At 74.3% G+C, this 20,235-nt stretch carries 17 protein-coding genes; 4 read left to right on the top strand and 13 right to left on the bottom strand.

The genetic code is table 11. From position 1 onward, the window contains the following. Positions 1-137: 137 nt before the first annotated feature. Genes BGP03_RS18175 through BGP03_RS18160 form a run of 4 tightly spaced genes read right to left on the bottom strand, consistent with a single transcriptional unit; the run spans position 138 to position 5,008 of the window. Positions 138-3,440, bottom strand: a complete 3,303-nt coding sequence (locus BGP03_RS18175; protein ID WP_298795599.1) for an ATP-dependent DNA helicase — start codon at positions 3,438-3,440, stop codon at positions 138-140. 43 nt (positions 3,441-3,483) lie between these two features. Then, the gene (locus BGP03_RS18170) at positions 3,484-3,855 is read right to left on the bottom strand and encodes an Asp23/Gls24 family envelope stress response protein (protein WP_298795601.1); all 372 of its coding nucleotides are present in this window, start codon (positions 3,853-3,855) and stop codon (positions 3,484-3,486) included. After that, positions 3,852-4,367, bottom strand: a complete 516-nt coding sequence (locus tag BGP03_RS18165; protein ID WP_296371612.1) for an Asp23/Gls24 family envelope stress response protein — start codon at positions 4,365-4,367, stop codon at positions 3,852-3,854. The genes BGP03_RS18170 and BGP03_RS18165 overlap by 4 nt, the downstream gene beginning before the upstream one ends. A 59-nt stretch (positions 4,368-4,426) precedes the next feature. Beyond that, positions 4,427-5,008 (bottom strand): sigma-70 family RNA polymerase sigma factor, encoded by a 582-nt coding sequence (locus BGP03_RS18160; RefSeq protein WP_298795604.1) that lies wholly within the window; start codon positions 5,006-5,008, stop codon positions 4,427-4,429. A 183-nt stretch (positions 5,009-5,191) separates the two neighbouring features. On the opposite strand from BGP03_RS18160, the gene BGP03_RS18155 reads away from it, so the two are divergent. From BGP03_RS18155 to BGP03_RS18145, 3 genes are all read left to right on the top strand, one after another. Further along, positions 5,192-5,614: an Asp23/Gls24 family envelope stress response protein gene (locus BGP03_RS18155; protein ID WP_298795606.1), complete on the top strand. Its 423-nt coding sequence runs from the start codon at positions 5,192-5,194 to the stop codon at positions 5,612-5,614. Between the two features lie 216 nt (positions 5,615-5,830). After that, positions 5,831-6,187 (top strand): alpha/beta hydrolase, encoded by a 357-nt coding sequence (locus BGP03_RS18150; protein ID WP_296371606.1) that lies wholly within the window; start codon positions 5,831-5,833, stop codon positions 6,185-6,187. A gap of 2 nt (positions 6,188-6,189) precedes the next feature. After that, entirely contained in the window at positions 6,190-6,465 is a 276-nt protein-coding gene (locus BGP03_RS18145; protein ID WP_296371604.1) for an MGMT family protein, read from the top strand. Between the two features lie 67 nt (positions 6,466-6,532). On the opposite strand, the gene BGP03_RS18140 is transcribed toward BGP03_RS18145, so the two are convergent. From BGP03_RS18140 to BGP03_RS18100, 9 genes are all read right to left on the bottom strand, one after another. Further along, on the bottom strand, positions 6,533-7,231 hold the full coding sequence (locus BGP03_RS18140; RefSeq protein ID WP_296371603.1) for a CbiX/SirB N-terminal domain-containing protein: 699 nt from the start codon (positions 7,229-7,231) through the stop codon (positions 6,533-6,535). Between the two features lie 25 nt (positions 7,232-7,256). Further along, complete coding sequence (locus tag BGP03_RS18135) at positions 7,257-8,441, bottom strand: uroporphyrinogen-III synthase (RefSeq protein WP_296371600.1); 1,185 nt, start codon at positions 8,439-8,441, stop codon at positions 7,257-7,259. Between the two features lie 8 nt (positions 8,442-8,449). Beyond that, a complete protein-coding gene (gene nirD, locus BGP03_RS18130; RefSeq protein WP_298795609.1) occupies positions 8,450-8,794 on the bottom strand; it encodes a nitrite reductase small subunit NirD in 345 nt (114 codons plus the stop codon). Beyond that, positions 8,791-11,403 carry a nitrite reductase large subunit NirB gene (nirB, locus tag BGP03_RS18125; protein WP_298795611.1) on the bottom strand — a complete coding sequence of 871 codons (2,613 nt, stop codon included), beginning with the start codon at positions 11,401-11,403 and terminating at the stop codon, positions 8,791-8,793. The genes nirD and nirB overlap by 4 nt, the downstream gene beginning before the upstream one ends. Before the next feature lie 166 nt (positions 11,404-11,569). Continuing rightward, positions 11,570-12,958: a nitrate/nitrite transporter gene (locus tag BGP03_RS18120; protein WP_296371594.1), complete on the bottom strand. Its 1,389-nt coding sequence runs from the start codon at positions 12,956-12,958 to the stop codon at positions 11,570-11,572. A gap of 127 nt (positions 12,959-13,085) precedes the next feature. After that, the gene (locus BGP03_RS18115) at positions 13,086-13,916 is read right to left on the bottom strand and encodes a TIGR02569 family protein (protein WP_296371593.1); all 831 of its coding nucleotides are present in this window, start codon (positions 13,914-13,916) and stop codon (positions 13,086-13,088) included. 72 nt (positions 13,917-13,988) lie between these two features. Next, positions 13,989-16,274, bottom strand: coding sequence for a hypothetical protein (locus tag BGP03_RS18110; RefSeq protein ID WP_298795614.1), 2,286 nt, complete (start codon positions 16,272-16,274; stop codon positions 13,989-13,991). A 252-nt stretch (positions 16,275-16,526) separates the two neighbouring features. Next, positions 16,527-17,699, bottom strand: a complete 1,173-nt coding sequence (moeZ, locus tag BGP03_RS18105) for an adenylyltransferase/sulfurtransferase MoeZ (protein WP_298795616.1) — start codon at positions 17,697-17,699, stop codon at positions 16,527-16,529. A 40-nt stretch (positions 17,700-17,739) separates the two neighbouring features. Then, the gene (locus BGP03_RS18100; protein ID WP_298795618.1) at positions 17,740-18,789 is read right to left on the bottom strand and encodes an alpha/beta fold hydrolase; all 1,050 of its coding nucleotides are present in this window, start codon (positions 18,787-18,789) and stop codon (positions 17,740-17,742) included. Positions 18,790-18,899: 110 nt separating this feature from the next. Here BGP03_RS18100 and BGP03_RS18095 point away from each other — a divergent pair, with 110 nt between their 5' ends. Then, on the top strand, positions 18,900-19,796 hold the full coding sequence (locus BGP03_RS18095; protein WP_298795619.1) for an Abi-alpha family protein: 897 nt from the start codon (positions 18,900-18,902) through the stop codon (positions 19,794-19,796). Positions 19,797-20,235 lie beyond the last annotated feature (439 nt).

Raw genomic sequence — 20,235 nt, 5'->3', positions numbered from 1 at the left:
CCTCGACCACGCCGATGGGGGAATGCAGGGAGCGACGGCGTGCGGCGCTGAGGCTACCGGCGGTCCGGTCGACACTCCCAGGACCCACCCGAAAGCGTGCCCAGATCGTCCTTTATGGTCACGTTCCGTCGCGAAGATCACGGTTCCGGCACCTGTCGCCCCGATCCGTTGACCGGACAGCCGGAACGGACCGGGCACCGGTCGCAGTCGGGCCCGACCCGCGCGACGAACTGCGACCCCGAGGTCTCCCGGGCGCTCGTGCGCACCACCTGCTCCCAGTGGGCCACGCCGTCGGCGTCGAGCGGGGGCTGGACGGGCTCCTTCGCCTCGCCGCCCGCACGCTGGTCGGCCACGTAGACCAGCCGGGCCCCACCCGGACCGGCGGCCTGGTCGACCAGCTCGCCGAACGCTCCGAGCGCGGCCGCGAGCTGGTAGACCGCGAGCTGCGGGTGCTCGGCCGCCGTCCGTGCGCTGACCGCCGTCTTGCCCGTCTTCACGTCGATGACGACCGGGCGGCCCTCGGGGTCGATCTCCAGCCGGTCGACGCGGCCACGCAGCCTCAGCGGAGCCCCGCGCGGCACGTCGGTGGGCGGGAGGTCGAGCTGCATCGGCTGCTCCACCGCGACGAGCCGCAGGCCGGCCTCGCGGCTGGAACGCACCCACGCGTCGAACGCCGCCAGCATGCCGCGCACCCGGGCCAGCTCGCGGCGGGAGAACCACGGCGCACCGGCGTCGAGCCGGGCCCACGCCTGCGCGAGGGCGCCCTCCAGCTCACCCGGCTCGGCGCCCCCCGCTCCGGCCTGCACCAGCGCGTGCACCAGCGACCCCGTGACGGCGGCCAGCGCCCCGACGTCGCCGCCGCCGTGGCGCTCCAGCACCCAGCGCAGCGGGCACCGCATGATCTTCTCGATGTCGGACGGCGACACGGGCACGATCTCGCCCTCGGCGCGCAGCGGGGCGTCGCTGGACACCGGATCGAGGCCGTACCAGTCGGCCGGCCGCGCGCCCGGTACACCGGCCTCGGCGAGCCGCGCCAGTTGGACCGCCGCCCGGTGCCGTCGTTCCCCCGACGATCCGGGGTCGCACACCGCCCGCCGCAGCTCCCCCACCAGCTCGGCGAGCACGAGCGCCCGGCCGGGCCGGTGGACGGGCCGGTCGGCCTGGCCCGCGGGCACGGGGTCGAGCTCGTCGAGGAAGCGGGAGGGCTGCTCGTCGTCATCCTGGACGCCGCTCACCAGCAGCGTGTGCCGCGCCCGGGTGCACGCGACGTAGAACAGCCGCCGCTCCTCGGCCAGCAACGGCGCCACCCGCGACACCGTGCCGCTGGGCTCGGCCACCCCGGCGACGAGGTCGACGAGCCGCTCGTTGCCCAGCAGGCTGCCGCGCTGCCGCAGATCGGGCCACGTGCCCTCCTGCACCGCCGGCACCGCCACGACGTCCCACTCGCGGCCGCGCGCGGCGTGGGCGGTGAGCAGCGCGACCGCCTCGCCCTGCGGAGCGCGCGACGCCAGCGAGTCGGCCGGCAGCTGCTGCTCGGCCAGGTACTCGGTGAACCCGGCGACGGCGGCCCCGGGCAGCCGGTCGGTGTGCCGCGCGGCCGCGTCGAAGAGGGCGAGCACGGCGTCGAGGTCACGGTCGGCGGCCGCCCCGACCGGGCCGCCGCGCGCGCTCGCCTCGCTCCAGCGCCGCCCCAGCCCGCAGGCCTGCCAGACCCGCCAGAGCACTTCCTCGGCTCCTTCCCCCTCGCGGACCGCGTCGCCCGCCGTGGCCAGCAGCGCGCCCACCCGGCGCAGCGGCGCCGTCTCCTGCGGGGGCAGGGTGGCCAGCGGGTCGGGATGGCCGAGCGCGGCCGCCCGGAGGGCCTCGACCAGCAACGGGTCGCTGCTGACGCGTTCGGCGTCGATGCCGGGGGCCACCTCCGGCACCTGGTAGTGACCAGCCGGTGCCCCCTCCGGCGCCGGCCTGCGAACGGCACGCGCCTCCTCCGAGGCCTGCGCATGGAGACGCAGCAACCCGCGGCGCAGGCGGCGCAGCCGCATCGGGTCGGCCGAGCCCAGGGGCGAGGTGAGCAGGGCCGTGGCCGCGTCGGCGTCCAGGAGATCGGGCCGCGTGGCGTAGCGCAGCACCATCAGCAGCGGCACGACGGCGGGCTGGCGGGCCAGCGGCAGCTCGTCGGTGGGCGCCGCGATCGGCACGCCCGCGGCGAGCAGCGCCCGGCGCAGCGTGGGCATCGAGCGCCGGGTGGACCGCGCCAGCACCGCCATCCGCGACCACGGCACCCCGTCGGTGAGGTGGGCGCGGCGGAGCTGGTCGGCGACCCATCCGGCCTCCTGCGCCGCCGAGGTGAACACCCGGACGGCCACGACGCCGTCCGGGCCGTCGGTTCCGCCGGTGCGGGTACGCCCCTCGCCCGCCCCCGGGAGCCGCGCCGCCAGCCGAACCCCGGCCGCACGCACGGCGGGTGCGCCGCGGTGGTCGACCGTGAGCACCACCGTCTCGGCCTCGACGGCGCGCAGGCCCTGCGGATCGGCGCCCCGGAAGTTGAGCACCGCCTGGTCGGGATCGCCGGCGAGCAGCACCGTCTGCGCGGTGGAACCCAGCGCCCGGACGAGCTCCATCTGCTGCGGGTCGAGATCCTGCGCGTCGTCGACGACGAGGTGGCGCACGCGTTCGCGCTCGGCGGCCAGCAGATCCGCGTCGGAGGCGAGCGCGTCGAGCGCGGCCGCCACCAGCTCGGCGGCGTCCAGGGCGGGCGCGGTGGCCTGCGGGGCACCCCGGCCCGCGGCGCCCCGCAGCAGGTTGACCTGCTCGTAGGTGCGGAAGAACCGCCCCGCCGCCACCCAGGCCGGCACGTCGTGGCGGCGCCCCAGGTCGTGCAGCTCCTCGGGACCCAGGCCGCGCTCGGCCGCACGCAGCAGCAGCTCGCGCAGCTCCGCGGCGAAGCCGGGCAGCCCCAGCGCCGGGCGCAGCGCGTCGTTCCAGCCCGAGTCCGGGGCGTCGCCGTCGAGCTCGCCGCCCAGCAGGTCGCGCACCACGGCGTCCTGCTCCGCGCTGGCCAGCAACCGCGGCGGCGGATCCCCGTGCAGCGCGGCGTAGAGCCGCAGCACCCCGAACGCGTACGAGTGGACGGTGCGCACGAGCGGCTCGCGCGAGGTCTGCCCGTCGCCGGGCTCGGTGAGCCGCTCCCGCAGCTCGGCCGCCGCGCGTCGGCTGCCGACCAGCACCAGCGTGCGCGACGGATCCCCACCCGCCCGCACCCGCGCCGCGACGGCGGCCAGCAGCAGCGTGGTCTTGCCGGTGCCGGGCCCGCCCACCACCCGCAGCGGCCCGGCGGTGTGCGCGAGCACGCGCCGGGCCGCGGCGTCCCAGACGGGCTCCGGCCCGGCCTCGCGCGCCCGCCGGACGAGGCCGGGCGCGAGCGGGCGGGAGGAGGTGGTCACCCCGCTGACGGTCATGGGACGATGCAACCACGGGGCACCGACACTATCGGGGCAGGGCTATCTCGCAGACGTGCACGGCCACGCTCAGCACCGGCACGGCGGTGCGGGCGGCGACGGCGTCGACCACCGCCCGCTGCACCGCGGCCGCGACCTGCCCGGCCGGGATCGTGCCGTCGGTGGCCAGCGTGACGTCCACCAGCGCCACCCCGTCCTGCATCTCCACCTCCACCCCGGCCACGTCGGGGTAGGCCTCGCCGGTGGCGCGCTCCCACAGCTCGTGGCTGAGCTGCTGCACCAGGCCCCACAGGCCGGGCTGCAGCCGTTCGACGCCGGGGGTGGCGCGGGCGGCGCCGGCGGCGGCCGACGCGACGTGGACGTCGGCGACCTCACCGAGATTCTCCAGAGGCGTCGTCACAGCTCCTCCTCCGGCCACACGTCGACGATCGTCAGGTCCACGCGGTGCGCGTGCAGGCCGACCTGGCCGGCCAGCGCGGCGGCGAGCCGCCCGCGCACCTCGCCCAGCAGCCCCTCGGCGGGGCCGCTGCCGTAGCGCAGCGACAACGTCATGGCCACGGCGATGGTTCCGGCGCTCCCCGGCTCGACGGTGATGTGGCAGCTGCGGGCCCACACACCCTCCACCGAGTCCGCGGCGAAGCGCAGGACCGCCGCCACGGCCACCTCGGAGACGTCCGCCGGTCCGAGCTCGGCCCCCTCCAGCGCCAGCACGTCACCGCGCCGGGCCTCGGCCCGGACGGCCTGCATGATCCGGCCGAGCAGGGTGGGGGGTGGTTCGGAGGGATCCGCGACGAGCGCCGCGGTGGCCTCCATCAGGTTCTCGAGGCTGCGCCGCGCGGTGGCGCAGTGCTCGCAGGTTCGGGAATGGTCGTCGGTCCGGCCGGCGTCGAGGTCGTCGACGACGTCCTCCACCCACCGTCCGCAGGGAAGCGGGTGACCGTCGATCCGGCTGTTCCCATGGGTCCCTCTGGTCACCGCCACGGTTGCATCATCTCCGCCAGTTGCACACGCGCCCGGGCGAGCCGCCCGCGCACGGATTGGGGGGTCGTGTCGACGAGATCGGCGATCTCGTCGTAGCTGCGGCCGTGGATCTCCCGCAGGAGCCACACCGCCCGCTGTTTCGCCGGCAGCCGCCCCAGTGCGGCCGCCAGTGCCTGCATCTGTTCGTTCGACTCGGCCGAGCGCTCCGGATCGTCCGACGCATCGTGCGACGGCGTGGTCGCCTCGTCCACCTCGGCCGTGGGCTTGCGCGACCGCAGGACGTTGAGACAGCGGTTGGTGGCCGTCTTGTAGAGCCATCCGACGACGGCGACGTCCTCCCGCAGTTCGGGCAGCCGTCGCCACAGGGTCAGGAAGACCTCCTGCGTGACGTCCTCGGCGTCGCCCGAGCTGCCGGTCATCCGCCAGGCGAGCTGGTAGATCCGCCGTTGGTACCGCCCGACCAGTGCCTCGAACGCGCGCAGGTCGCCCTCGCGGGCCCGGCCGACGAGTGTGGCGTCGTCCCACCCGCCGTCCGACGGTGCGGCCTCGGCCACCGCGGAGCCTGTCACCACCTCTAGCTCCCTTCCTCCACAAACGCCCGGACAACTCGACTGCTCTGACACAGGGGAGACACGCGCCGACCACGATCCTCACGGTGGGCCACGTCACTGTGGCACGGCGTGAGGAACGTGGCGTCCCGGTGTCGTCACCGGTGTTCCCGCAACGAGGAACGGACCGTCCACGGAGGAGTAGACATGGCCACGCCGCTCGCCACCCCGCAGGGCACCACCCAGATCGCCGACATCGTCGTCTCGAAGATCGCCGGGCTCGCCGCGCGGGAGGTGCCCGGCGTCCACGCCCTCGGCGGCGCCGCCGCCCGCGCCTTCGGCGCCCTGCGCGAGCGCATCCCCGGTGCCACCACCAACGCCGGCCAGGGTGTCGGCGTCGAGGTCGGCGAGAAGCAGGCCGCCGTGGACCTCGAGCTCGTCGTCTCCTACGGCGCGTCCGTCGTCGAGGTGGCGAAGGCCGTGCGCCGCAACGTGATCGGTGCCCTGGAGCGCATGACCGGCCTCGAGGTCGTCGAGGTCGACATCAACGTCAGCGACGTGCACCTGCCGTCCGACGACAAGGACGAGGACGTCCCGGCCCTGCCCGCGGCCGCCCCGCGCGTGTCGTGACGACCGCGCTCACCCCGACCGGCGCCTCGGTCAGCCTGAGCCCGAACCACCCCGCGAGCGCCTACGGCGGCTTCGGCGCGTTCGTCCTGCCCGGGCTCGACCCGTCGGCGCCCTGATGCCCTCGACCTCGACGACCGGCCACCCCCGCTGCTGCTGCGCGTCGACGCGGCCCGGTCCACTGCCCCGCGGGGCCCGGTGGCTGGCACGATCACGGGCGTGAGTGTGCTCAACGTCGACCTCTACGGGCCCGTGGACGGTCCGCCCGTCCTGGCCCTGCACGGCGGCACCGGGCACTGCCTCCGGTGGCGCCCGCCGGCCGCTGGGCTCCCGGATGTCCGGCTCGTCACCGTCGATCTGCGGGGGCACGGCCGCTCGCCGTCCCGGCCCGCGATCCCCCCGCCCGCCGACCTCCCCACCCTGCTGCCGACAGCCACGAAGGAGGCCTACGTCCACCCGGACTGGGTGGCGCACCTCGGCCCGCTCACGACCGTCCAGGAGTCCGACACGGGCCACGTGGTCTACCTGGAACGCGCGGCCGAGGTGGCGACGGCGATCCGGGCCTTCCCGTGGTGAAGATGGACGACGCCGCCGTCGAGCGGGTGCGCGAGGTCGTCCGCTCGATCCCGCCGGGCGAGACGTCCACCTACGGGGAGGTCGCCGCCCGCGCGGGCATGCCGGGGCGGGCGCGGATGGTGGGCCGGATCCTGGCCGAGGACGGCCACGACATCCCCTGGCACCGCGTCCTGCGCGCCGACGGCACCTGCGCGAAGCACGTGGCACAGGAACAGGCCGCACGCCTGCGCACCGAAGGCATCCTGCTGGTGGACGGTCGCCTCCCCCGCCGCCCCTGACCTCGCAGCCCGTGTGGCGTCCTCGCAGCGCGCCGGCGGGCTGCGAGGAGACCGACGAGCTGCGACGTCAGGCCGTGCGCACCGCGGCCGACAGCGCCGCCTGGTAGCGGGCGGCCACCAGCTCGATCACCGCGTCGTGGTCGGAGATGGGCGCCCCGACCAGGTCGGCGCCGCACGCGTCGAGCTGGCGTTGGAACAGCCCGGGCGCCAGCAGCCACGAGGCCACGGCCACGCGCTTCGCCCCGCCCTCGCGCAGCGACGCGACGGCCTCGCCGACCCGCGGCCCGCCCGTCGCGATCGTGGCCAGGGTGACCGGCGCGCCGAGCAGCCGGCCCAGCCGGCGGGCGGCGGTGGCCCCGTCGGCCTGCGCGTGCGGGTCGCTCGACCCGGCGACGGCCAGCACCACGGCGTCGCCGTCCCGTAGCCCGGCGGCGCGCAGCCGGTCGGCCGCGGCGGCGACCAGCGCCGGATCGGGGCCGAACGTGTCGGCCAGCACCACGTCGGAGCGACCGGTGCCGCCCAGCTGCGCCGGGACGTCCACCCGGACGTGGTAGCCCGCGGCCAGGAACATCGGGACGGCCACGCACGGGCCGGGGAGCTCCGCGAGGGCGTCGGCCGGGGTGGGGTGCCGGACGTCGACGTAGCAGGCCCCGACCCGCACCCCCAGCGCCTCGCGGGCCCGCTGGGCGACGAGCTCGGTGACCACGGCCCCCTCGGGCGCGCGGGTGCCGTGGGCGACGAGCAGCAGGCTGGGCACAGTGTTCATCGACCGGCCCTGACAAGCAGGTCGGTCACCGGCTGTCCCCGTGCAGGCAGTGCCCCCCGACCGGGGCCGGGCCCGCGGCGGGGTCGAGCGCGAGCCGGTAGCCGCGCTTCACGACGGTCTGCACGAGCCGGGATTCTCCCAGGGCCGAGCGCAGGCGCGTCATCGCCGTCTCCACCGCGTGCTCGTCGTTGCTGGTGCCGGGCAGCGCACGCAGCAGCTCGGCGCGGGTGACCACCCGCCCGGGCCGCCGGGCCAGCACCCGCAGCAGCGCCATCCCGGCGGGTGGCACCGGGCGCAGCACCCCGTCGACGAGCACGGCGTGCCCGCGCAGCTCCAGCCAGTGGCCGGCCACCGGGAGCCGCCGGGCCCGCGCGGGCATCTCGGACTCCAGCTTGCGCACCATGGCCCCGAGCCGGGAGCGCTCGGGCTGCACGGTGGGGATGTCGAGCGCTTCCAGCGGTGCGGCGGTGACGGGCCCGACGCACAGCGCCAGCACCGGGCCGCACATCGCCGCGACGAGCTCGTCGCGCAGGCCGCGCTCGGCGGCCCGGGCCAGCAGGCTCGCGGCGGCGGGGGCGCTGGTGAACGCGAGCACGTCGACGCAGCCGCCGAGCACGGTGTCGGTGAGGCGGTCGAGCGGCCCGATGTCGACGGGCGGGGCCCAGCGGTAGACCGGCACCTCGATCACCTCGGCGCCCGCCACCTGCAACGCCTCGACGACGTCGGGCAGCGGCTCGCCGTGCAGCTGCACCGCGATGCGGGAGCCCTCGACGCCGGCGGCGAGCAGGTAGTCGAGCACCTCGGCCGAGGACTCCGACGGCGGTGACCACGCGTCCACCAGCCCGGACGCGCGGATCGCGCCGCGTGCCTTCGGGCCGCGGGCGATCAGCTTCCCCGAGCCCAGGGCGGCCAGCAGGTCCTCACCGATGCCCCACCCGTCGGCGGCCTCCACCCAGCCGCGGAAACCGATGCCGGTGGTGGCCACGGTGATGTCCGGGGGCTGGGCGATGAGGCCGCGGGTGGCGGCGAGCAGGTCGGTGTCGTCGGCCAGCGCGACGATGCGCAGCGCGGGCCCGTGCAGCACGGCCGCGCCGCGGCGCTCCATCATCGTGCCGAGCTCCTCGGCCCGGCGCGCGGCGGTGACGCCGACGGTGAACCCCGCGAGGGGTGGGACGGCGGTCGTGGTGGTGGCGGCGTCAGTGGTGGTCACGGCAGTCGTCACGGTATCCCGATCTGGACGCGGCCGTCCGTGATGCGCACCGCATACACGGTGACGCTCACCCCGTCGGCGTCGAGACAGCGGCCGTCCAGCAGGCTGAACGACTCCTTGTAGACGGGCGACGCGACGGTGGGCACCCCGCCCCTGTCGCCGACGATGCCGCGCGAGAGCACCGCGGCCCCGGAGATCGGGTCGATGTTGTCCACGGCGTGCAGCCCGCCGTCGTGGGTGCGGAAGATCGCGACCTGCCGCCCGTCCACGAGCGCGGCGGCCCCGCGTTCGGGCAGCAGCCGCGCGAGGTCGCAGACGTCGTGCCAGCGCAGATCCGGGACGACGGTGGTCATCGGTCGGCCCCGGCCGGGTCGTGCGCGGTTATCGGTGCCCCGGCACCGATAACCGCGCACGGGCGGCGGAGCCGCAGCTCTGTGGGCTGGCGCACTCCCGGCGCAGGCAGGGGCACCGGCTGGCCGCGCTCCCTGACCACCTCGATCGTCGCGTCGGGGGTGTCCGGTGCGTTGACGAACGACACGAACCGCGCCAGCTTCTCCTCGTCCTCCAGCACCCCGCGCCACTCGTCGGCGTAGCTGCCGACGTGCTTCTCCATGGCCGCCTCCAGGTCCGCGCAGATGCCCAGGGAGTCCTCGACGACGACGGCGCGCAGGTGCTCGAGCCCGCCCTCGAGCGACTCGATCCACGACGCCGTGCGCTGCAGCCGGTCGGCGGTGCGGATGTAGAACATGAGGAACCGGTCGATGATCGTCACGAGCTGCTCGGTGTCGAGGTCGGACGCGAGCAGCTCCGCGTGGCGCGGGGTGAACCCGCCGTTGCCGCCGACGTAGAGGTTCCAGCCCTGCTCGGTGGCGATGATGCCGAAGTCCTTGCTGCGCGCCTCCGCGCACTCGCGCGCGCAGCCCGAGACGCCGGACTTGAACTTGTGCGGCGCCCGCAGGCCCCGGTAGCGCAGCTCCAGCGCGACGGCGAGCCCCACGGAGTCCTGCACGCCGTAGCGGCACCACGTGGTGCCCACGCAGGACTTGACCGTGCGCAGCGCCTTGCCGTAGGCGTGCCCGGACTCGAACCCGGCGTCGACGAGCCGCCGCCAGATCGCGGGGAGCTGCTCCACGCGGGCGCCGAACATGTCGATGCGCTGACCGCCGGTGATCTTCGTGTAGAGCCCGAAGTCGCGGGCCACCTCGCCGATCGTGATCAGCTGGGCCGGGCTCACCTCGCCGCCGGGCAGCCGCGGCACCACCGAGTAGGTGCCGTTGCGCTGCAGGTTGGCGAGGAAGTGGTCGTTGGTGTCCTGCAGGGCGGCCTGCTCGCCGTCGTGGACGTGGCCGGTCCCGAGCGAGGCCAGGATCGACGCGATGGCGGGCTTGCATATGTCGCAGCCCCGCCCGCGGCCGAAGCGGTCGACGAGCTCGGAGAACGTCCGGATCCCGGTGCCCGCCACCACCTCGAACAGCTCGGCGCGGCTCTGCCCGAAGTGCTCGCACAGGGCCTTCGAGACCTCGACGCCCTCGGTGGCGAGAACCTTCTTCAGCAGGGGGACGCAGGATCCGCAGCTGGTGCCGGCCCGGGTGCAGGCCTTCAGCGCGGGAACATCGTGCGCCCCGCCGGCGATCGCCGAGGTGATCGCGCCCTTGGTGACCGCGTTGCAGGAGCAGATCTGCGCCGAGTCGGGCAGGGCGTCGGCCCCCAGCTCCACGCCTCCGGGCGCGATCATCGCCGCGGGGTCGGCGGGCAGCGGGGAACCGACGAGCGGGCGCAGCGACGCGAATCTCGACGCATCGCCGACCAGCACCCCGCCGAGCAGCGTCCGCGCCCCATCGACGAGCTCTCCGCTGTCGCTCCGAGCAGGTCCGCTGACCACGAGCTTCGAGTACGTGCCCGCCACGGGGTCGTCGACCACCACCTCCAGCGCACCCGGCGTGGCGGCCTGGGCGTCACCGAAGCTGGCCACGTCGACGCCGAGCATCTTGAGCTGCGTGGACATGTCCAGCTCGGCCGGCGTCATCGTGGCCTGACCGCCGAGCAGCCGGTCGGCCACGACCTCCGCCATCGCGTAGCCCGGCGCGACCAGCCCGTACGTGCGCCCCTCCAGCGCGGCGACCTCACCGATCGCCCACACGTCCTCGTCGGAGGTGCGGCAGCGGTTGTCCACGAGCACCCCGCCGCGCTCGCCCAGCGCCAGCCCGGCCGCGCGGGCCAGTGCGTCGGCGGGCCGGATGCCGGCGGAGAACACGACGAGGTCGGCGTCGAGCTCGACGCCGTCGGAGAGGGTGGCCGTGAGCCGGCCGCGGTCGGGCGCGACCGCGGTCACCGACACCCCGCACCGCACCGCCAGGTCCGACGACTCGACGAGCCGCCGCAGCAGCGCCCCGCCGCCCTCGTCGACCTGCACGGGCATGAGCCGCGGCGCGATCTCCACCACCTGCGGCGAGAGCCCGAGCCGCCGCAGCGCCCGCGCCGCCTCCAGCCCGAGCAGCCCGCCCCCGACGACGACGGCCGAGCGACGTCCGGGACCTGGTCGGGCCACGGCGGCCTCCGCGGCCGCGGTGATGGCGTCGAGGTCGTCGAGGGTGCGGTAGACGAAGCAGCCGGGCAGGTCCCTTCCCGGCACCGGCGGCACGAACGGCACCGAGCCGGTGGCCAGCACCAACGCGTCGTAGGACAGCGTGCGCCCTGACGCGGTGCGCACCCGCCGGGCGGCCCGGTCGATCGCGACGGCGGGGTCGCCCAGGTGCAGCTGCACCCCCAGCTCGGGCAGCGTCAGCTCGTCGGCCGTCGTGCCGTCGACGTAGGACGAGAGCGCCACCCGGTCGTAGGCCGGGCGCGTCTCCTCCCCGAGGACGGTGACGTGCCACTCGCGCCGGGTGTCCCGCTCCCGCAGCGCCTGGACGAGCCGGTGCCCGACCATCCCGTTGCCGATGACGACGAGCTGTCTGTTCACGCGAGCGACGGTAGGCAGACGGGATTACGGACGGACGGCCCACCGTGACACCGACGTAACGCAGCCCGCACATCGCCGGGCCACCAGCGTGAGCCCCCCACGACGAGCCGCTTCGTGACCCTGCGTCACCGCGTTGTGCGAGCCGGAAATTTGCGATCGCGAACGGTCAGACGCCGACGAGGGCCTTGCGCGGGTGGGTGTGCTCGGCCTCGGCCGGCAGCGGCCGCAGGTAGACCACGTAGGTGACCACGATGCACACGACGTAGAACGCGAGGAACGACCAGAACGCCGGGTCACCGCTCTTCGCCGTGAGGAACGACTGGCGGAGGGCCAGGTTGATCAGCAGCCCGCCCAGCGCCCCGACGGCCCCGGCGATGCCGATCACCGCACCGGAGATGCGCCGGGCCCGGCCCAGCTCCGTGGTCTCGTTCTCGCCCAGCGCGATCGCCGACCGCGCCCTGCCCCGGAAGATCGCCGGGATCATCTTGTACGTCGAGCCGTTGCCGATGCCGGTGAGCACGAACAGGATCACGAAACCGGTGGTGAACAGCGCCAACGACTTCATCCCCGACGCCGCGATGATGATCAGCGTGGCCACGGCCATCGCCACGAAGTTCCAGAACGTCACCCGCGCGCCGCCGATCCGGTCGGCGAGCCGCCCTCCCACCGGGCGGATCAGCGAGCCCAGCAGCGGCCCGATGAACGTGACGGCGGCGGCCTGCAACGGGGTGCGGCCGAACTGGTTCTGCAGCACCAGCCCGAATGCGAAGCCGTAGCCGATGAACGAGCCGAACGTGCCGATGTAGAGGAACGACATCACCCAGGTCTGGCCCTGCCGGAGCGCCTCGGTGAACGAGCCGGTGTCGTTGCGGACCGCGGAGATGTTGTCCATGTACACCGCCGCCAGCACGGCGGCGATCACGATCAGCGGGATGTAGACGCCCAGCAGGATCCGCGGCGCGCCCGTGCCGGCCGTCGAGATGACGAGCAGCCCGATCAGCTGGATCACCGGCACGCCCAGGTTGCCACCGCCTGCGTTGAGCCCCAGCGCCCAGCCCTTGCGACGCTCCGGGAAGAACGTGTTGATGTTGGTCATCGACGAGGCGAAGTTCCCGCCGCCGACCCCACCGATGGCCGCCACGAGCAGGAACGTCGTGTACGAGGTGCCCGGGTGCATGACGATCGCGGCGAGGATCGTCGGGACCAGGAGCATCAGCGCCGAGACGATCGTCCAGTTGCGGCCGCCGAACCGGGCCACCGCGAACGAGTAGGGCAGCCGCAGAAACCCGCCCACCAGCGTGGGCACCCCGACCAGGAAGAACTTGTCAGCTGCGCTGAACCCGTAGTCGTTGCCCATGAACAGCACGAGCACCGACCACAGCGACCAGATCGAGAACCCGATGTGCTCGCTGAGGATGGAGAACCACAGGTTCCGGTTGGCGATCCTCGCGCCGGTCCGCTCCCAGAACGTGGTGTCCTCCGGGTTCCAGTTCTCGATCCAGCGGCCGCGCAGGAACGACCGGCCGTTCCCGGTCTCTACGTCCGTGGTGGTCACTGGCGTCCTCCTGCGTTCGTCTCCGATGTCGGAGGGGGACGCTAGGCAGGGGCCGTTACCGGTTGGTCGGATCTGTGTGACGGCGGAGCAAAAGCGTGCTCACCGGTGGGGGCACCGCATGTGAGATCTACAGCTGGGCGCTGACCAGGCCCGCCGCGCGTTCCAGACCCGCGAGCGTGGACGCCGAGGCCTCGGGGTGCTGGGCGTGCAGGGCGAGCCGGTGCAGCACGGCGCGCAGGAGCATCTGGGGCCACTCGTCGAGGTGCGACCACCGCTGGATCATCGCGTCGTCGGCCCCGCCCCAGGCCAGGGCGTCGACCACCACCACGGCGGCCGCCCACTCCTTGGGCCGCCAGCACGGCACGAGGTCGATCAGCGCCGGCACGCCCTCGTCGTCGAACAGGACGGCGCCGAACAGCTCCGGGTGCACCACCTGCGCCGCGACGCGGACGGGGGTGCGGTAGGCCGCGAGCTGCCAGTACAGGTCGCCACCCGCCGACGGCTTCAGGCTGAGCTTGCGCTCCCCGAACGCGCCGGCGGCCGAGCGGGTCAGCATGTCGTCGCGGTCGTCGAGGACCCGCGGACGCTGGACGTGCGCGGTGGCCGCGTGCAGACGCATCCCGGCCTCCACCACGGCGTCGTAGCGCGGCTCGAGCGTGCCCGGCACGAACCGGCTGGCCGCCCACCCCGCCACGATCCAGCGGCCGTCCGACGACCGCACCGGCCGGGCGAGCCGCAGGCCGTCGACCTCCAGCCCGTCCAGGACACCCGCGGACCAGGCCGCCACGGCGTTGTCGGAGACCGGACGGATCAGCACGTCACCGCAGTGCCACGCCCGGCGCCCCGCCCACACCACGGGCCGTGGTTCCAGGTCCTTGACGCCGAAGGCCGTGCGGACGTGCGGCGGGAGCGCGGTGCCTGCCTCGCCGGCGGGCAGACGGACGGGAGCAGCGGTCACCCCCGGGACGCTACCTGCGCCCGCCGCCCGATCGGGTCTGCCACGCGGGACGAAGGGTCGTGGGCTCCGGAGTCAGTTGGACCGGTCGGAGCCTGCGGAGTAGTCCGTGGAGCTGCCGGAGCCGGACCAGTCGGACGAGCTGCGCGAACCGGAACCGGACGAGTCGGAGCTCGCCGAACCCGAGCCGGACGAGCTGTCCGAGCTCCACGAGCCGCCCGGGTCGGAGATGCCACCCGAGCTCGACGAGCCACCCGAGCCGGACGACGTGCCGGATCCCGACCTGCTCGACGTGCCCGAGCCCGACGAGCCCGAGCCGGACTTGTCCGAACTCGACGTACCCGAGCCCGACGTGCTCGAGCGCGACGTGTTCGAGCCCGACGTGCTCGACTGGCTCGACGTGCTCGGCTGGCTCGACGTGCCGGAACTCGACGAGCTCGAGTACGCCGTGCCACCCGACGATGTCCTCGAGGATCCGTCGCCGCTCGAGGAGCTGCGGGAGCTCTGCTCATGCGTGGAGCCGGAGTCGTCCACCACCGTCGTCGTCAGGTGGGTCGGCGTCTTGCGTGACGAGGACTGCGAGCCCGAGGATGGGGAGCCCGAGGACTTCACGGTCGTCGTCGACGCACCCGCCTGCTCCGCGTACTGGGTCGCCGCCTGCCGCAGCGCCGACTCCATCGCGGGGGCGGCTGCCTCCCCGCCCGGGACGGAGCTGACGATGGCCATCGCCATCTCGGCGCCGGGCATCGACCCGGCGAGATCGCCACCGGTGCGCGCGGGCGTCGCCGCCGGGGCGCTCCTGGCGGGCGCGCTCCTCGGGGTCGGCGACCGCCCGGCCCCGTCGTCCGCAGCGGGCTTCGCCGCCGCGCTCTGCTCCGGCTTGTTCTCCTTCTGGGAGCTCTTCTTCGGGGAGCTCTCCTTCGGGGTGCTCTCCTTCTGGCCCTTCCCGCCGCCGACCAGCCCATCGACGGCACCACCCAGGGTGTCGACGGCCTTCCCGACCGGTCCCTTCGGCTGCTCGGCGGGCTTGTCCGCAGCAGGCTTGTCGGCGGCAGCCTTGTCCGCGGCTGCCGGCTTCGTCTCCTGCTTTCCGGCGCCCAGCACGCCGCCGACGGTGTCGGCGACCTTCCCGACCGGGCCCCGGGACCGATCACCGGTGTTCGGGTCCGGCTTCCCGCCGCCCAGCGCCCCGTCCACCGTGTCGACGACCCCGCCGACCGGCCCCTTCGGTGCCGCCGCAGGCCGCGGCTCGGACCGGCGCTCGGCCGACTCGTCGCGGGGACCACGTGGGTCGGGCGGCGCGCTCGTGGTGGTGGCCTGGCGCTCCTGGCCCTGCTCCCCCTCGCGGCCGCTGGCCAGCACCTCGGGACGGCGCGGGCCGGGCGTCGGCGACGTCGGCCGTCCACCGTCGCGCCCACCGTTGTGGATGACGTCCAGCACCTTCTCGCTGACGACGGTGGTCTGCTGGCCGTCGTCGGGCAGCGGCGCTCTGGCCGCCTTCTCGACGTTGCCCTCGATGCCCGCCAGCTCCAGCTTCTTCGCGTCGCGCTGGCGGATCCGCAGGTCACGCTGTTCCTGCAGGGCGGCGAGCGCGGACGCCTCGTCGGGCGAGGTGACGGCGCCCGTGGTGGGAGCGTCCTTCAACGCCTTCTCGACCGCATCGAGGTTCTGCTCGGACAGCTCCAGGTCGGCCTTCGTACGGGCGAGCGCCCGGTAGGTGTCGAGCTGCGACTGCAGGGCCGCCTTGCGCCGTTCCAGCAGCGCCTTGCGGTCCATCAGCTCGGCGACCGCGGCGGGCGTGCCCACCGTGGCGTGCTCCGGCATGGCGTTCCACGCGGCCTCGGTCTGCGCGATGGTGTCGAGCTGCCTGTCGACCGAGGTCAGCGTGACCTGGGCCCGGGCCGCCCAGCCGTCGGAGGACTCGCCCTGCGGCGTCTGCGCGACGGGCCCGGCGACCTCGGTGGACTGCGACGACGTGACGGCGTAGCCGCCCGCGAGGATCCCCGCCGCGCCGATCACGGCGATGGCGCGGCGGCGGCGCGGGAGGCGGTCACCGAGCCGGGCCGCGAGGCCGCGACCCGCCGGCGACACCGCGCGCGGAGCCGGCACCCGGACGGTCCGCTCGGGTTCGGCGTGCGCCGCCGAGGGCCGCACGAGGACGGGTTCGGGGTCGGGCTCCCGCAGCCAGGGGAGGGTCTCGGCGAGCCGCTCCTGCTGGTCGGGCTGCATCGACGCCCGGCGGGCGTGCCGGGCCGCGGCGCGATGGGCGGCCGTGCAGTAGCGGCGTGCGGGACGCCCCGGGATGTCGTCGATCGGTACGTCGCAGCCAGGCAGCGCGCATCGCCGTACGTAGTCGTCCACCTGTGCGACCCCCCTGACGGGTGACCCGTCTTGATCTTCCGGGAGGGGAACGGTACCCGCGTCCACGGGAGGTTGTCACTGCTCCAATTGGACCGATACCCCTGGTCAGCGTCACGCTGCGTGCTGTTCGGAAGATCTTGTGACGGACCGTGAGCGGCGGCGGGACGACATGAGGATGGCGTGACGGACGAACGGCACTCCCGTCGCAACCGGGCGACGGGAGTGCCGTTCATCGGGTGGTTCGGTGGGGGGTCAGTAGGTGGGGAGGCTCTTGTCCACCTGGTTCGCCCACGCCAGCACGCCGCCCTGCACGTGCACCGCGTCCTTGAAGCCGGCCTTGTGCAGCGCCGCCAGGGCGTCGGCGCTCCGCGCGCCGGACTTGCAGTGCAGCACCACCGGCCTGTCCTGCGGGATCTCCGAGAGCGCCTCGCCCGAGAGGATGCGGTCCTTCGGGATCAGCACCGAGCCCGGGATCTTGACGATCTCGTACTCGTGGGGCTCGCGGACGTCGATCAGGGCGAAGTCCTTGCCCGAGTCGATCATGTCCTTGAGCTCGACGGCCGTGATGGTGTGGCCGGCGGCGGCGTCCTGCGCCTCGTCGGACACCACGCCGCAGAACGCCTCGTAGTCGATCAGCTCGGTGATCTTCGTGGCCTCGGGGTCCTTCCGCAGCCTGATCGTGCGGTAGGTCATGTCGAGCGCGTCGTAGACCATCAGGCGGCCGAGCAGCGTCTCGCCGATGCCGGTGATCAGCTTGATGGCCTCGTTGACCATGATCGAGCCGATCGACGCGCACAGCACGCCCAGCACGCCGCCCTCGGCGCAGGACGGCACCATGCCGGCGGGCGGAGCCTCGGGGTAGAGGTCGCGGTAGTTGAGGCCCTGGCCGTTGGGCGCGTCCTCCCAGAACACCGACGCCTGGCCCTCGAACCGGTAGATCGAGCCCCACACGTACGGCTTGCCCAGCAGGACGGCGGCGTCGTTCACCAGGTAGCGCGTGGCGAAGTTGTCGGTGCCGTCGAGGATCAGGTCGTAGTCGCGGAAGATGTCGAGCACGTTGTCGGCCTCGAGCCGCACCTGGTGCAGCCGGACATCGACGAACGGGTTGACCTCGTTGATGGAGTCCCGCGCCGACTCGGCCTTCGGGCGCCCGATGTCGGACTGCCCGTGGATGACCTGGCGGTGCAGGTTGGACTCGTCGACCTCGTCGAACTCCACGATGCCGAGCGTGCCCACCCCGGCGGCGGCCAGGTAGAGCAGGGCGGGGCTGCCGAGCCCGCCGGCGCCCACCACCAGCACCTTCGCGTTCTTCAGCCGCTTCTGACCGGTCATTCCCACGTCGGGAATGATGAGGTGACGGCTGTAGCGGGCCACCTCGTCCTTGGTCAGTTCGGCGGCCGGCTCCACGAGCGGCGGAAGCGCCATCTTCAAAGCTCCTCGAATCGACTCCACGTACGTGCCCGCGTCAACGCGGACCCGGTGCAGGATCTTCCCAGGTTCCGGCGGCGACCCAACTACCCTCGGACACCCAACGTCCTTCGGCGACGGAGTCCCACATCCCGGCGACGGCCCGCGCGACCGCGTCCGGGGCCTCGATCTGCGCCACGTGCCCGACGCCGGGCAGCACCAGCAGCTTCCCGCCGACCGCGGCGGCGGTGCGGGCACCCAGCCGGGGGTTGACGAGCCGGTCGCGGTCCCCCCAGACGACGAGGGTGGGCACGCGGACCCGGGCCGCCACCGTCCACAGCGACGCCCCGCGCAGCCAGCCCGCCAGCATCGCCTTGCTCGTGCGCTCCACGGCCTCGCCGGCCCAGGGCTGGTGGGCCCGCATCTCGAACTCGGCGGCAGCCTCGGCGAGCCGGTGCTCGGGCGCGAGACCCGGGTCGCCGAAACACAGCCGCACCACGTTCTCCGCGCGCTGGCGGTAGCTGACGGCGGCGAGCTCGGCGCGGGCGCGGCGCCCGACGCGGCCGGGCAGCATCGCGAGCGCCATCCGGGGGTCGGACATCCGCCGCGGGTCGGGCCTGCGGTCGGGCATGGCCGGCGACACCAGCGTCAGCGTGCGCACCAGCTCCGGACGGCGGGCGGCCACCGTCATCGCGACGGTGCCGCCCAGCGAGTTGCCCAGCAGGTGCACCGGGCGGCCCCGACCGGCGAGGAAGCACAGCAGGGCGTCGGCGTGGCCGGACGGCGAGAAGTCCGTGGTCGGCGTCGGCCGGGTGAGCCCGAACCCGGGCAGGTCGACGGCGGTGCCCGCGGCGCGGGTGCCGAGCAGGCCCGCGAGGTCGGTCCAGTTGGTGCCCGATCCCGACAGCCCGTGGACGTAGACGGCGGGGGTGCCGTCCGGACCCGGGGTCTCACGCACGTGCAGCGTCACGCCGCCTGCGGTGATCTCCCGGCCCGGCCACGGTGCCCAGCGCTCGTCGCGCACCGGCAGGCTGGCCGGGTCGGCCAGGGGAACCTCGGCCGGGGAGGTTGCCGGCGGGCGAACGGCGAACGACATCAGGGAGACCACCCGTCGAGCATGACCCGAACGGGCGCGCCTTCGCCAGTGACGGTGACCCGAATCTTGCTGCCGCACCGTCCCGGCTGTTACCCTCGGTAACACTCATGACAGGAGGCCGGGTGCCCGACGAGACCCCGCCGGCGTCCGAGCGCGCCGAGGCACTGGTGAACCAGGCAGGCCGGTTCGCGCGCTGGGCCACGAAGGCCGGCGCCGAGTTCGCCCGCGGCCTGCCGGGCGCGGCCGCCGTGGAGACCGAGCTGCAGCAGCTGGAACGCACGGTGCTCGGCGAGCTGCGCCGCCGGCTCGACAACGTCGATCCGCTGCACGACGGCCGGGCCACGTCCGACACCGAGGGCGAGCCGACGCTGCGCACGGCGGCCACGGCCCCGCCCAAGCAGACCGAGCCGCTGCGCGTGGCGATGGCGGAGCTGCTGCTGCGCTCCATCGAGCAGACGAGGCAGCGCGCCCGCGAGTACCTCTACCTGGCGATCCTGCGCCAGCTGCTGCCCGACGAGGCCCGGATCCTCTCCGCGCTCGCCGACGGCAGCGCCTACCCGCTGCTGCACGTCGACTGCCGCACCGGCGTCACCGGCACCCGGCGCGTGCTGTCCAACGCCTCCACGGTCGGACGGGCCGCGGGAGTGGCCGTTCCGGCATCGGTGCCGCGCTACCTCGCCCGCCTGCTGCACCTCGATCTCGTCGAGGTCGGCGAGATGGACCCGACGCTGGCCGTGCAGTACGACATCTGCCTCACCGACGAGCTCGTGCGCGAGGCCGAGGACGCCGCCCGCGCCGACGGCCGGGCGCGGATCGTGCGCCAGACCCTCCGGATGTCCGCGCTCGGGCGTGAGCTGTGGGACGCCTGCCATCCCCACGACGAGCAGATCTGGACCGAGCCGGGGCCCGACCTGCCGCCCGCCCCGGAGCCCGATCCCGAACCCGAGGTCCACCTGCCCGCCGTCACCGTGCCGTGGGAGGTGCCGGCCGACCACGGGCCGGCCACCAACGGCCAGTAGATGACTGATTCCGAGGTCGATGGTCGGTGGCCGTGGGCCCAGCTCACGGCCACAGGTCCTGTTCGTGAACAGGACCCGGTGTGGGGACGGCCGGTCTTGGCGCCGGCCAGCCGGCTGCACGTGCCAGGTCGCGATCAGGCGTAGGCCCGGAAGAACCGGTGCGGCCGCCGCCGTGGCCGTGCTCGATGTATCCCGGGCGGGTCTGTGCGGCGGTCGCCCGCGAGCGGCCGCATCCGACCGGCCCCACGTCAGCTGGTCCCCGCACCGAACACTCAGATCACCCTGTCGTGCCCGGCCCTGTACTCGGAACCCACCTCAGCCCCGCGGTCGGACCTGACCCTGCACCCCCGGCGACTCAACCCCCAGGCAACACCGAAAGTGTCCTGAACTGCGCAAACACGTAGCAATCGCACGTCTGTTCGACTAGAATCAAGGCATG

It is taken from the genome of Pseudonocardia sp. 73-21 (assembly GCF_001899645.1).
Classification (GTDB): domain Bacteria; phylum Actinomycetota; class Actinomycetes; order Mycobacteriales; family Pseudonocardiaceae; genus Pseudonocardia.
This window is presented reverse-complemented; position numbering and strand designations above follow the sequence as displayed.